Source organism: Vibrio sp. QJM3NY_39 (assembly GCF_057785895.1).
Genome location: NZ_CM173505.1, coordinates 1401457 through 1414565 on the forward strand (window position 1 = coordinate 1401457; position 13109 = coordinate 1414565).

The 13109-nt window shown below is 44.1% G+C and carries 10 protein-coding genes and 1 pseudogene; 5 read left to right on the plus strand and 6 right to left on the minus strand.

Annotation, left to right across the window (positions count from 1 at the left end):
• Positions 1 to 57 precede the first annotated feature (57 nt).
• Complete coding sequence (locus tag AC3CHU_RS06345; RefSeq protein ID WP_488525255.1) at positions 58 to 729, minus strand: type 1 glutamine amidotransferase domain-containing protein; 672 nt, start codon at positions 727 to 729, stop codon at positions 58 to 60.
• A 238-nt stretch (positions 730 to 967) separates the two neighbouring features.
• Between AC3CHU_RS06345 and AC3CHU_RS06350 the strand changes: the two genes are divergently transcribed.
• Both AC3CHU_RS06350 and AC3CHU_RS06355 read left to right on the plus strand, forming a co-directional pair.
• Positions 968 to 1852: a LysR family transcriptional regulator gene (locus AC3CHU_RS06350; protein WP_488525256.1), complete on the plus strand. Its 885-nt coding sequence runs from the start codon at positions 968 to 970 to the stop codon at positions 1850 to 1852.
• Positions 1853 to 2253: 401 nt separating this feature from the next.
• Positions 2254 to 3477, plus strand: a complete 1224-nt coding sequence (locus tag AC3CHU_RS06355) for a sensor domain-containing diguanylate cyclase (RefSeq protein ID WP_488525472.1) — start codon at positions 2254 to 2256, stop codon at positions 3475 to 3477.
• Between the two features lie 262 nt (positions 3478 to 3739).
• On the opposite strand, the gene AC3CHU_RS06360 is transcribed toward AC3CHU_RS06355, so the two are convergent.
• The gene (locus AC3CHU_RS06360; RefSeq protein WP_017070245.1) at positions 3740 to 4564 is read right to left on the minus strand and encodes a DUF2797 domain-containing protein; all 825 of its coding nucleotides are present in this window, start codon (positions 4562 to 4564) and stop codon (positions 3740 to 3742) included.
• A gap of 304 nt (positions 4565 to 4868) precedes the next feature.
• Between AC3CHU_RS06360 and AC3CHU_RS06365 the strand changes: the two genes are divergently transcribed.
• Together AC3CHU_RS06365 and AC3CHU_RS06370 are read left to right on the plus strand one after the other, a co-directional pair.
• A complete protein-coding gene (locus AC3CHU_RS06365) occupies positions 4869 to 6164 on the plus strand; it encodes a GGDEF domain-containing protein (protein ID WP_019350596.1) in 1296 nt (431 codons plus the stop codon).
• A gap of 124 nt (positions 6165 to 6288) precedes the next feature.
• The gene (locus AC3CHU_RS06370) at positions 6289 to 6639 is read left to right on the plus strand and encodes a GlpM family protein (protein ID WP_004733411.1); all 351 of its coding nucleotides are present in this window, start codon (positions 6289 to 6291) and stop codon (positions 6637 to 6639) included.
• 335 nt (positions 6640 to 6974) lie between these two features.
• On the opposite strand, the gene AC3CHU_RS06375 is transcribed toward AC3CHU_RS06370, so the two are convergent.
• The 4 genes and pseudogenes from AC3CHU_RS06375 to AC3CHU_RS06390 form a co-directional block, all read right to left on the minus strand.
• Positions 6975 to 8345 carry an SLC13 family permease gene (locus AC3CHU_RS06375; RefSeq protein WP_488525257.1) on the minus strand — a complete coding sequence of 457 codons (1371 nt, stop codon included), beginning with the start codon at positions 8343 to 8345 and terminating at the stop codon, positions 6975 to 6977.
• Between the two features lie 196 nt (positions 8346 to 8541).
• Positions 8542 to 9342: a SanA/YdcF family protein gene (locus tag AC3CHU_RS06380; protein ID WP_029224433.1), complete on the minus strand. Its 801-nt coding sequence runs from the start codon at positions 9340 to 9342 to the stop codon at positions 8542 to 8544.
• A 107-nt stretch (positions 9343 to 9449) separates the two neighbouring features.
• On the minus strand, positions 9450 to 10643 hold the full coding sequence (locus tag AC3CHU_RS06385) for an ISL3 family transposase (protein ID WP_488524348.1): 1194 nt from the start codon (positions 10641 to 10643) through the stop codon (positions 9450 to 9452).
• 93 nt (positions 10644 to 10736) lie between these two features.
• Positions 10737 to 11573 (minus strand): annotated as a pseudogene (locus AC3CHU_RS06390) (molybdopterin-dependent oxidoreductase); the annotation flags it as partial.
• A 580-nt stretch (positions 11574 to 12153) separates the two neighbouring features.
• Here AC3CHU_RS06390 and AC3CHU_RS06395 point away from each other — a divergent pair.
• On the plus strand, positions 12154 to 13038 hold the full coding sequence (locus tag AC3CHU_RS06395) for a LysR family global transcriptional regulator AcsS (protein WP_488525258.1): 885 nt from the start codon (positions 12154 to 12156) through the stop codon (positions 13036 to 13038).
• Positions 13039 to 13109 lie beyond the last annotated feature (71 nt).

The window sequence follows — 13109 nt, forward strand, 5'->3', positions numbered from 1 at the left end:
TTGTTTGATTGGGCTTATTTGATCAACGCCAGTTATTCGAATAAGCCCTTGATTTAACTAAGACAGGTGCTTAACCAGAGCTGCACCTACTGCGTGCGCACTGGTTGGGTTCTGACCGGTAATCACTCGCTCATCAACAATCACAAGCTCATGCCAAGGTTGAACCTTATTGAAACGCGCTGCGCTACGAGCAAGAGATTCTTCCAATAAGAACGGAATGTCATTGATGGTGCCAAAGTCGATCTCTTCTTCACGTGTAAAGCCTGTCACCGATTTAGAGCTTAATAGCTTCTCGCCGTTGCTTAGGACAATCGGAAGCAGTGCTGCAGGGCCGTGACATACTGATGAGATAACGCCACCATCTTCATAGTGCTTAGCGGCGATGGTTGCGAATTGCTCGTCGGTTGCTAGGTCTGAAAGCAAACCGAATCCACCTGGGTAGAAGATAGCATCGTAGCTTTCTGCATTAATTTGGCTTACAGGAATCGTATTGTTGATGCGGTTCTGGAAGTCATCATCAGCCAAGATCTCGGCGTTTACTGAATCCCCTTCAATATCGGTTCCATACAATGGGCCTTTACCACCTTTGATAGAAGCGATGTCGTATTCAAAACCCGCAGCAATGATCTCTTTGAGAGCATGAGTCAGTTCAGGCGCGTAAGTACCGTTCGCTTGATCTGTATCGCCTAGTGTTGCGTGGTTAGTTACAGGTATTAGTATTTTTTTCATGATTCGTCCCTTTGAGCACGTTTGTTTGGTTTCAGCGTCGTTGTTTGCTATAGGCATCGTGGTTTTTATTTAGAAAACCAAAGTTTTCAATTTAGATACCGCTGTTTCGTTACCTGTAATACTAGTAGTAAACCATTTGAGTGATAATATGCCAAATAGGCAAAACATTATTGCTATATAGCAATAGTAGGGTGAGAATTAGTCGGATGTGAATTCGTTATATGTAAACAGGTGAAGTATGGATAGCTTTGAAGGGATTAATGAGTTTGTTGCGGTCGCCGAGTGTCACGGCTTTTCTGCAGCAGCAAAACAGTTGGGTTGCAGTACCAGTCATGTAAGTCGCCAAGTTTCAAGGTTAGAAGAGAGAGTGGGTGTGGCACTGCTTGCACGTTCTACACGAATGGTGAGCCTGACCGAATCGGGTCACACCTATTATCAGCAGTGTAGAGATTTGGTCATTGGGCTTCAGCAAGCGAACGAGCAAGTGACTTCTCAGCAGACTCAGCTTAGCGGTACTTTGCGTGTGAGTGCGGCAGGCGCGTTTGCAGAAAATCATGTCGCAGCGGCGCTGATGGATTTTGCCAAAGATCATCCTGAGCTCACCATAGAAATGAATTTCAATACCAAGATGGTTAACTTCATCGAAGATGGCATCGACTTCGCGATTCGTTATGGCCGATTGGACGATTCAGGATTGGTGGCAAGAAAGCTCGTCGATCGCCCGATGGCGGCGGCAGCCAGTAAAGACTATCTAGAGGAATTTGGTACGCCGACTCATCCAGAGCAGTTAAAAATGCACAGCTGTATTATCGCCAACAGTGATCAGTGGCTATTTGAGAAAGAGGGCAAGCTGTTAAATGCAGTTCGAGTACATGGGCGCTGGCGCAGCAACAATTCGAGTGCAGTACTGAAAGCATGTGAAGAGGGGCTTGGTGTTGTCTACCTACCCAAAAGCAGCTTCAATGGCGGTCTTAGTAATGGAAAACTGGTCCCGGTGTTAGAAGAGTATTGGGGAGCAGGAACCAGCAGTTGGGTCGTATATCAAAACCGTCGTTTTTTACCCCAGAGAGCAAGATTGGCGATCGACTTCTTAGTCGCTTACTTTTCGGATTGGAATGAATAACCGACAAGGTTTCAAGCTAACAGCCAACAAGATAGAAGTGAATAATAAAAGGATTTGAAAAGAGTCGTGATTAGCTCTAGCTATCGATTTTAGAGCGGAAAACAGAAAAGCTAATGCTTACATAGATATACGTTATCTTTTTTTGTTTTTTGACGCGAGTAATAGGATTGAGATACTTGTCTACTTTTAGTGACTCGTGTTAGCGATAGAATTGTAGAGAAGCCTGTAGCAGTACGATATACTAGATACCATATTAATGCCCCTAACGCGTGAAAGATTGTGTGGAAGCGTTGGCAGGATGTGTTGTTATGCTCCAGTTTGTGGAGTATAGCGAGAGTGCGGAGTTGGCAATGTCTTCAATAAATTTCGAATCCACGTACGGTGTAATAACTATTCAAGATATGAATGTAGTTAGTGTTGACGCTAATTATGCTCGCATCTATGGATACCAATCACCCGAAGAACTACTTACTGATATAGATAGCTTCCTAGATCTAATCTCAGAAGAATACCATGTTTTAGCCTATCAAAATTACCTTGAAACGATCAGTGGTCAACGCGATCCGCAGGTTCACACCTATGTTAATGTTGATCGCAATGGTCGAGAGTTCACAGTGTTCTCTATTGACCATGTGACAGAGTGGCAAGGTCGGCCAGCACTGCAAGTCACGGTGATCGACCTTTCCCCTGCGATTCAGCTACAAAATGCGGTGCGTGAACAAGATAAGATGTATCACGATATGATCATGCAATCAGGGCAGGGCATCTTGGTTCACCGAGAGTTCAAGCCGCTGATGGTCAATCAATCGTGGGTTAAAATGCAGGGTGGCTCTTCCATAGAACAAGTTTTAAAGCTGGACTCTATCCTTACATTGGTGCCAAAACAGAATACGGATGGCATCAGTAAGCACTATCAAGCGATCGTGTCGGGTGAATTGTCGGGAACCAGCACTGTGGTTGAAAACATTGGGTTCGATGGCATTCATCGATTCTTCAATATTTACGATAATGCGATTACTTGGCAAGGTCAGCCGGCCGTTCAGGTTGTGCTCGAAGATGTGACTCAAAAGGTGATGTTGGAAAAGCAATTGGTTCATCAAGCGAATTACGATGAAATGACTGACTTACTCAATCGCAGAGCGATTTATGAGTGGTTAAGGGAACATATTGCCTCTGATACTCATGTCGTCAGTATGCTGCTTGATATCGATGACTTCAAATCGATCAATGATACTTACGGCCATATGGTGGGCGATGAGGTTATTTGCGCATTGGCCAACATTACTAAACGTAATGTTGAGAGAGTGGGTGGTGTGGCAGGCCGCTGGGGTGGAGAAGAGTTTATTCTGTTTATTCCCAATGCATCACCTAACGTTTCGCGAGAAGTTTCTGATCAGATCCGACAGCAATTTAATCAGGTCGAGTTCAAAGTGGGCGAACAGATTCGTTTTAATGTGAGTGTGAGTATCGGAGTGAGTGATAGTCGATCTTGCGAAGGAAAAGTGTCCATCGATGCACTCGTCAACCTCACAGACCAATCTTTATATCGAGCCAAAGCGAATGGAAAGAACTGCGTGTGCGGAGAAGTGTTTGTCAGCGATATAAGCCAAGCATTACCGCACTAGACGACTTCAATCTATTGAGTAAACTCGATCAATTTAGTACACCCAATCAATCTAGAAGCTTAAGCCATAAATCTAGAAGCATAAAAATAAAGCTAAATAGGGTGTCACCCCGTTATAATGTTTGGTCATGATACAAAAATGCCCTCAAGCAATTGCTGAGGGCATTTTAGTTTTAGCTCATCAAAGCCGTTTAACTTTCACCGATCAAAGCCGTTTAGCTTTGGTTTATCAAAACAGCGATTATCTCAAAACCGTTGGCTTACTAAGCAGAAACTTCTACTTCGTAAGAGCCAAATTTACGGATGTTAATCACACCAGTATCCAAGATAAGGTATTGGCCTTTAATGCCTTGTAGCACGCCAGATACTTCAGGGTTCTTATCAAAGTTGTGCGACACAATCTTTACTGGGTGCTGCTCAACTGGGTAGCTGAGTGAAGTGATGTTCTCACTAAGAATCTCGATGGCATCGTCGCCAAACTTCGCTCTGATCTCTTGGATTTTATCCTCAACCAATGGCAAGAGTTCTTTGGCTTTTTCTACCAACTCCATATCGTCACCGTCGCCTTTTAACAGTGTGCGCCAGTTGGTTTTGTCGGCAATGTGTTTTGCTAACTCAACTTCAATCAGGCCAGAAATCTGACGAGTTTTTACCTTCAAGATCGGTAGGCCTTGAGTGGCTCCTTGGTCAATCCAGCGAGTAGGAATTTGAGTGTGACGAGTGATACCCACTTTTAGGCTTGATGTGTTCGATAGGTAAACGAAGTGATCAACCATGCAGTTCGCTTCGCCCCACTCAGGTTCACGACAAGTACCTTCATCGTAGTGGCAAGTTTCAGGCTTCATGATGCACATGTCGCAGCTTGCTAGCTTTCTCATGCACACAAAGCAGTGGCCTTGAGAGTAGCTTTTCTTGGTTTTCTTGCCACACGAGCAGCAAAAAATATTACCGGTGTGAGTGAGGTTGATGGTTTTACCAATCAGAGGGTTTAGCTCTACAAACTCTTCACCGACAGGTAAACGGTAGGTAACCGCACCATCGAGCGAAGCACTCATTTTCTTGAGTGTTCCTTTTGCTAATAAAGACATGACATTACTCGTTGTATTTTGATTATTATTTCGTCGACTCGGACGCTCTGTAAGCAGGCGCTACGGTTAACGATGATTATGCGATGAGTATAACAAATAGAGTCCGTTTTAATACGCAATATTACTTGATTATTGCGATGGATAATTGATGAGTAAACACTCACTCAAAATTATGGTATGACATTTTGTTCAGGCGTGATATAACGTTTTTTAGTAAATTATTGGCATTAAGATCACTAATTTACCTAACTTATTTTTTATCGTGAAATCCCAACTATAGGGACCTTAAGCCGGAAGCTTAGACGTGAAGTGGATCCATAAAATAGTCATCTTTTTAGTTATCACGACACTGGCGATTGTCCAGTATTACCGTGTGAGCGGAAATCGTGTGATAACGGCAATTACGCCTGATAAATATGAATTTATTGCGACCAGCGATCAAGTGGATAGGGGCGTCAGTACGTCGCAATTATCTTATCAAAATGGCCAGTATATTCTCGACTGTGAGCTTAAAAAGTCTGAGTACCCGTGGCCTTATTGCGGCCTATCGATTCGTATCAACCCAGACATTACCACTGGCCTTGACCTTTCTCAGTACCACACCTTTAGAGTCAATATTGATTACCATGCGGAGGCCGATTCTAGCGGTCGTTTGCGAACTTACCTGCGTAATTATAATCCTGCTTATTCGGTTCCTGATGACGAGTACACGCATAAGTACAACGGGATGGAGTTTTCTCCTGGCGTGGATGGTGGTGTGATTGAGATTCCGATCAAAAACCTGCAAGTAATGACATGGTGGTTAGCGGATAACGAGATTGCGCTAGAGCATTCAGCGCCTGAGTATTCGAATGTGAATATGGTCGAGTTTGCTACTGCGTCTGGTGCGAAACTGGGTCACCACAGAATAGTCATCCGTAGTATTGAGTTCGAGGGATCTTATATTTCAGGCGAAAGCTTGTTCCTTATCTTACTGTTTGTTTGGGTTGGTACAGGCACCGTATTCCTATTGTCTGAGTTAAACCGTTCAAGAAAACGCATGGTGCTTGCAGAGAAAAGACATCATCACTTAAAGAACGTCAATCGAGCACTGAGAGAGCAAAACTTTGAGTTTTCAGAAAAGGCTCATCGTGATGAACTGACTGGGATTCTCAACCGACACGCGATTCGTGATTGGCTAAAAATGCAGTCTCAGCAGGTAAAGCAGGGGCATGGAAAGCTGAGTATGTTGTATCTCGACATTGACTACTTCAAGAGCGTCAACGATAAATACGGACACCAAATGGGTGATCATATTTTACGAGAATTCAGCATGGTGGTGGGCAGTTCGATCAGCGCGACAGATAAATTGGTGCGCTGGGGTGGTGAAGAGTTCATTGTTTTTTGCCCGGAGACTGATCTTGGCGAAGCACAAAGAAAGGCCGAGAAAATCCGACTGTTGGTCAGCCAACACCTTTGGGTTCATGGCGATCCACTCACTTGCAGTATCGGTATTGCTGAGATGAAACAAGAGCGGGTGACAGAAACCATTGCTCGCGCTGATGAAGCTCTATATCAAGCGAAGCATTCAGGTCGAAATCAGGTGATCTTGAGTCACTAATCTGAAAATTGTTTTGGTTAGTTTATAAGCCACACGTGCATATGTGACGTGTGGTATTTTTATGGGCGCTATATGAGTTTACCCTCTAGAGCCTTTGTTGATTTGCTTGGATAACGTATAAAAAATGATCTCACTGTTCTTTAAATGCTTGCTCGGTGCCGCGGCTGTTTTGTTGATTGCGCTACTGTCGAAAAGTAAGAGCTTTTACATCGCAGGCTTAGTGCCGTTGTTTCCAACCTTTGCTCTGATTGCTCACTACATTGTTGGCACGGAACAAACCATGGTGGAGTTACGTACCACGGCACTCTTTGGCTTGTTCTCGCTTGTGCCATACGCGGCTTATCTTGGCGCGGTTTATGTGTTCAGTTATCGCTACAATTTGGTATCGACGCTTTCTTTAGCCACTGTCGTTTGGGTCATGTGTGCTTCTATGTTGCTGTTAGGTTGGACGCGTTTGGTGCCAAGTGTGGCGTGAGAGCCAGATCTTAGAACGGTAATGCGTGGTTGGTGGCAAGTTGATACAAAAAAGGTGACAAGCTGACACAAAAAAGGTGGCGCGGGGCCACCAAAAGGGAAAAGCGTTTCTTGTTTTTAGATGCCCGTTTAGCTGGTTTTGTTAGTTAAACTGGTCTTGCTAGTTAAATTGATCTTGTTAGCTGAACGGGCATTTTTGTACTGGTTGAGCCGGGGAAGTTCAACCAGTTTTTTTTTGAGGGGGTATTCCTGTAAATATTTATCTATAAGCATTTACCTATAAATATGTGTTTCTAAGCACTTACCTATAAAACTTTCTCTATAAGCGTTTGCTGCTTACCAAAAGATCCACGCGAACAGTGTTAGCACTAGGATACAAACTAGGTTCAACACCATACCGACTCGCATCATTTCTTTTTGTTTGATATGGCCAGAGCCAAATACAATCGCATTAGGTGGTGTCGCGACTGGTAGCATGAAGGCACAAGATGCGGCAATCGCAATTAGTGCAGACAAGATAACTGGCGACATACCCAGCGCTTCAGCAATGGTTGCAAATACAGGGACAAGTAAGGCTGCACTCGCTGTGTTACTCGCAAATTCCGTTAGGAATACCACGAACGCTACCACGGCTAGAATCGTAAGAAGCACGCCTGCTGTTTCTAGAAATCCGCTTAGTGAGTGTGCTAGGAATACGCTGGTTCCAGTCGCTTTAAGAATGTTACTTAAACAGATACCGCCACCGAACAGGATAAGTACACCCCAATCCGTTGTCTTCTCGACATCTTTCCATTCAACCGCTCTTGAAGCGCCAAGCAGTACAATGGCACCAATCGCCACCAAGCTATCAAATTTAGAGAAACCGCCAATCATTGCGTTGATTGGTTTTCCGAATATCCAAAGCGTTACGGTTAAAAGGAAGATAGACAGTGTGATTTTTTTGCTGTTCGTCCACTCTACAGGAGCGTGGTCTAGCTCGAATTTATGATCGAGCTTGGGCTTAGTCATCACGTATAAAACAATCATCGTGATTGGCAATAAGATCATTGAGATAGGTAGGCCAAGTGCCATCCACTCTGTGAAGCTCAAGCCGACTTCTGCCGCAGCAATTGCGTTTGGTGGGCTACCCACTAAGGTTGCGATGCCACCAATCGATGCACAGTAAGCGATGCCTAGTAGCACAAACACGTAGGTGTTACGGTCTTCACTTTGGTCAACTTTGTTCATGATGCCTAGAACAAGAGGAAGCATCATTGCTGTGGTTGCTGTGTTTGAGATCCACATTGATAAGCCCGCACTCACACCGAACAGCATGAACACGGCGACCGACATTCTGCCTTTTGCAATCAACAGTACTTTGTCAGCAATCGCTTTATCTAGCTCTTGCTTGTTCAGCGCGGCTGCCAATGCGAAGCCACCCATGAACAAGAAGATGATTGGGTTCGAAAAGTTAGCCAGCGCAGCGGGCGTGTTGAATACACCAAACAAGACAGCCAATAGGGGAACGAGCAAAGCGGTGATGCTGACGTGAATAGCTTCTGTTAACCATAAAATGGCAACGAACACGAGAATACTCAGCCCCGTATTAACTTGTGATTCGAAAGGAAGATTATTGAGCAAAAGTGCAAATAACGTGAAATTACCAATTAAGATCATGCTGTTGCGGGTAAACAACCAGTGTTTCAGTGTAGTAACAAGTGCCGTCATAAGACGCTCCTTTTGTTATCCTCGTTTTATTGGTGCACGACTTCATTGAGTCGTGCTTATTATTTTCGAGGTATATAGCTTGATGTAGGGTCAGACTTTGTTGGAAGAATGTTACTCAAGTTAATAAAGGAGTGTTGGTGTGTTTTTGCTTAACAATGGGGAAGTGTGAGGCAACAAATTCAAAATGTGTAGTTTTCTACACATCGGTCTCTGCTGGTTCTAAAATAGGGCTTGTTGTAGGGTCTACAACAGGGTTTACAGTGGGGTCAGTAATAGGGTTTGGAATCGGAAATGATTCCGGTTTTGGACTGGGTTGAATCGGCTCTTTAGGTCCAAGGAACTTTGGCGTTGTCCCCATAATATACAGATCAAGGAATGCTTTGGTGCGCGCAAACACTTCACGTAAACGTATTGAGGTTCCCGAGTGGTGGGTTGGTCCTGAAACCGCCAAACACTGCGCATGAATATCGTAAGAATTGGCGATGAATAGCGCTCTTTCACAGTGGAATTTCTGAGTGATGATCAGAAAGTTATCAGTATCGAATATCTTTTTGGCGCGAACAATCGAGTCCAAGGTTCTAAACCCGGCGTAATCTAGATTGATGCGTTCATCGGGGACACCCGCTTTCAACAAGTCGCGTTTCATCGTCCACGGCTCATTGTAAGAGCGATGAGCGTTATCGCCACTCAGTAGAAATTGATCCACTTTTTCACGATCGAACAGCTCAATCGCGGCTTCGATTCGGTGTTTATAATAGTCGTTGAGTGTTCTACCCAGATATTTGCTTGTGCCAAGCACAACCGCGACCTCAAGCTCGGGCACGTCATCAATATCGTAGATGATGCGATCTTCCGCTTGCCATGAAACCCAATAATCGATCGCAATAACCGCAGCGCTGCCAACTAAGAACACGAGGAAAGCGCCAAACAGAAAACCTTGCAGTTTTTTGTAAGCTTTTAATAAGTAGCTACGGAAAATGTGAGAATCAAATTTCACTCTCGGTATGGTCCTTTGACTGAGCATTAATTTTTGAGTGCTCGATAATACCAAATAAAAATGAGAAAAATCAGTTAAAAAGACAAGACAGTGTAAAGAAAAAAGGTTCATCGCGGCTTTCCGGGGAAAGCCGCTTTTATCTTCAAGAAGAAGTAGTCTGTATCTCGATACCCATACCCCATTCGCTTGATTAACTTTATCTTGTTGTTTATCCCTTCCAGTGTGCAGGTGTTCAACGGATAACTTGCCGATGCGATAATGCCGTGAAGATAAGGACTCAGTTTTCGTGCGAACTCTTTCAATGGCTTAATTCCACTCTCTTGCACTTGTTCCCACCACGTGTCCCAGAGCCCCTTCGCGTGCCCTTCGGATTCACAATACCAAAGCTCTTTGAGTTGGGCTCCGAGTATATAAGTGGTCATTAAGTCCTTATTGATATTCAATATTTCAGTAAGATAGCTATCTTGACGTGTATTTAAGTTGCCTCTATTTTTCAGCAGTACCCACCGTGAGCGCTTCACCCATTGCCTCGCTTTTTTATCTTGCTTGAGTTTGTTGGCTTGGTCGACTCTGACTCTATCCATCACCTCGCGACCGAACTTAGCAACAACATGGAATAAGTCGTAAACGATTTTTGCGTTCGGGCAGTGCGCTTGAACTTCAAGGTCAAAAGCCGTATTCATGTCCATCGCTACTGCTTCGATATTTACCCCATTCTCGCCTAGCTGCTCGAAGAACGGCCGTATGTCCTTGCGGCTGCGGCCTAATCCAACCCAAATGACTTGATGAGTCTTCGCATCAGCGATGACGGTGGCATATCGATGCCCTTTAAAGATGGCGAACTCATCCATCACGAGCTGCTTTAGCTCACCCCATTTCACTGGCGGCACCACTTGTCGAAGTCGGCGTTTATCTATTTCTTTAATGGTGTGCCAATGAACGCCCGTAATTTGGGATATATGCTTAATGGGAAGCAGGGGTAGCAGTTGTTCTATATAGCTTTTTAGGCGCTTTGTTATACGAGCATAAGGCTCTAACCAAGAGAGAGATTCTGTTTTTATGCCGCAGTCACGACACTTAATCCTTCGAGTTTGAACGGAAAGTTCAACAGGCACACCGAGCAACATGGCATCCTTTACGTGACGCCATTGATACTCATGGATAGCCTCGGCCTCAAGACCACAAAGGCATTTAGCCTCAGAGCTAGGTTTAAGAGTCAGGGTAATAAGTGATGCTGTCTGGAGAGACTTTACTATTTGAAAGCCTTCCCAGAATGAAGATAGGAAAGTATGATTCGGCATAGAAACGGTAGTTTGTGTATGATTTTTGTTTGGCGACTAAACCATATCACTTACTACCGTTTTTGTTTTTAGTTCCCGCTAATCCGCGATGAACCTTAAATAAGCGGTATTGGTTGGTTTTGAACCATTGCTTAACATTTCAACTGGAACTTGAGGATTTTGGAAACGTTCAAGTCCACGTTCCTTCAATGGATTGAAACAGATCACCTGAGCGCCGCGTTTTACCGCTTCACGCAATGGTTCAAGCATGCGGGGGTGATTAGTACCTGGGTTTTGCCCGAGCACAAAGATCGCGTCTGCTTGTTCAAAGTCGTCAAAAATCACGGTTCCTTTGCCCACACCGACCGTATCTTTCATGCCAATTGCACTGGCTTCGTGGCACATGTTTGAACAGTCAGGGAAGTTATTTGTTCCAAACGCACGGACGAAGAGTTGGTACAAAAACGCCGCTTCATTACTGGCTCGACCCGAAGTGTAGAACTCGGCTTGATGTGGCGAGTCGAGTTGCTTCAAATGCTTGGCTACGAGCGAAAAGGCTTCATCCCACTCAATAGGAATATAGTGGTCGGATGCTGCGTCGTACTTCATCGGATGGGTTATTCGGCCTTGGTATTCCAGCCAGTAGTCTGTTTGTGATGACAAGGATGTTACGCTGTGTTCGGCGAAAAACTCAGGATCCACAAATCGATTTGTGGCTTCCCAGTTCACGGCTTTTGCACCGTTCTCACAGAAGTTCACTTTACTGCTGTGTGGGGATTCCCCCCATGCGCATCCCGGACAATCAAAACCACCGTTTTGATTCGTTTTAAGCATTGTTCGAATGTTTTTGATTGCGTTTTCGCTGCCCCACCAACTCTTAGTGACGGCTTTTAACGCACCCCAACCACCAGCAGGACCTTTATATTTTTTTATCTGTTCTTTTTGGCTCACAACTGCACTCCTCACACACGGGAACGGCAGTAAACAAGGGAACCGGTAAAAACAGGCGCGTTATAAAAAATAAGGCGTGAGTAAAACGGTTTTGATTATTTGGTATCGATACCTGTTTACTGCTTTGAATATTTAGAAATAGACTGGCTAATTGTTTGCCATGATCTAAATCAAAGGTTATGCCGTTAAGGGGCGGTGCGTCCAATTGATATTGCCGACTAAGTGATAAATAGAATCTATCATGGCGAGTAAATATGGAAAGTGTCGCTTTTGTCACAGTGATAAATAAAATTTATTAGCCAGTGCGATGTGAGCTCTATTTTACGAGAGATTTGTTAATCAGCCTTGATATAGCTGAGTCTCCCATGATAGTTGCTGTCTATCACGCTATAGATAATTTAGATTTGACCTATATTTAAATTAGGCATACTTTGATTTAAATCAAAAATACCGTTGTTACTTTAGCTGTTGCTTTACAGATTGAGCTATTTCCCGTGATAGGTATTTTCAATCACAGAGAACCGTTAATGTACGACGAACGCGAAGAAGACGCTTCATTTCAAGGTTTTACTAATCATTCATGGATATAAAACAACTTAATTATTTAATCGCTTTAGATCAAACGAAACACTTTGGTCAGGCTGCGACACTTTGTCATGTTACTCAGCCTACGTTGTCGATGAGGATAAGGCGTTTAGAAGAAGAGATAGACCTCGAGTTGATTTCAAGAAGTCAACGTTTTGAAGGGTTTACCGAAGCGGGTGAACGTATATTGGCTTGGGCAAAGACGGTCTTAGCGGCTCATGACGGTTTACAAGCCGAAGCGGCTAACTGCCGTGGCCAACTGGTCGGCTCGCTAAGAGTTGGCATGGTGCCTTTAGCCAGTCAAAACCCGATGCAGTTGATTAAGCCTTTAGCAGAAAAATTCCCTGAACTTCGCTTTCAAATTTTGTCGATGACATCTGAGCAGATCATAGACCAGCTCAATCGTAACCAACTTGATTTAGGCATGTGTTACACCGACCAGATCAATACGGCTTATTTTGACGTTATAGAAATGAACTCGACGGATTTAGGCATTCTGTATGACAGCCGATTTTTTGATTTTGCTGAGTCGGAAGTCTTATGGGAATCACTCAATAGCATTCCTTTGGGGCTTTTGTCTAAAGGAATGCATTATCGTCATTCGATTGATTTGAGCTTCGGTAGTAAAGGCTTAGTTCCGCAGACTTTGATTGAAAGTAACTCTACGTTTCACCTGATCCAAGCCGTTACCAGTGGCCTGTGCTGTGCTGTTATGCCGCTTAACTCTGGATTGGAAGAGCTCAATGAACAACTGCGTATCGTACCAATAGAAAAAGCCGTGGTGCATTCGCCTCTCGGTCTACTTAAGCGTAAACAAGAACCTTATTCGGCACTCACTGATCAGTGCTTTGCTGAAGCAAAACACTTGTTTAACCAGTGATGTCTATTTAATCAGTAATACTAGTTTAATCAGTAACGTTTTCAGTCTGAATCGATATCGTCAAGCTGACC

What these genes read in the sequence shown, in the direction of transcription:
- AC3CHU_RS06385 (WP_488524348.1), bottom strand. Translation starts at nt 10,643, where the DNA reads ATGCCGAATCATACTTTCCTATCTTCATTCTGGGAAGGCTTTCAAATA.
- AC3CHU_RS06375 (WP_488525257.1), bottom strand. Translation starts at nt 8,345, where the DNA reads ATGACGGCACTTGTTACTACACTGAAACACTGGTTGTTTACCCGCAAC.
- AC3CHU_RS06355 (WP_488525472.1), top strand. Translation starts at nt 2,254, where the DNA reads ATGAATGTAGTTAGTGTTGACGCTAATTATGCTCGCATCTATGGATAC.
- AC3CHU_RS06350 (WP_488525256.1), top strand. Translation starts at nt 968, where the DNA reads ATGGATAGCTTTGAAGGGATTAATGAGTTTGTTGCGGTCGCCGAGTGT.
- AC3CHU_RS06360 (WP_017070245.1), bottom strand. Translation starts at nt 4,564, where the DNA reads ATGTCTTTATTAGCAAAAGGAACACTCAAGAAAATGAGTGCTTCGCTC.
- AC3CHU_RS06345 (WP_488525255.1), bottom strand. Translation starts at nt 729, where the DNA reads ATGAAAAAAATACTAATACCTGTAACTAACCACGCAACACTAGGCGAT.
- AC3CHU_RS06370 (WP_004733411.1), top strand. Translation starts at nt 6,289, where the DNA reads ATGATCTCACTGTTCTTTAAATGCTTGCTCGGTGCCGCGGCTGTTTTG.
- AC3CHU_RS06395 (WP_488525258.1), top strand. Translation starts at nt 12,154, where the DNA reads ATGGATATAAAACAACTTAATTATTTAATCGCTTTAGATCAAACGAAA.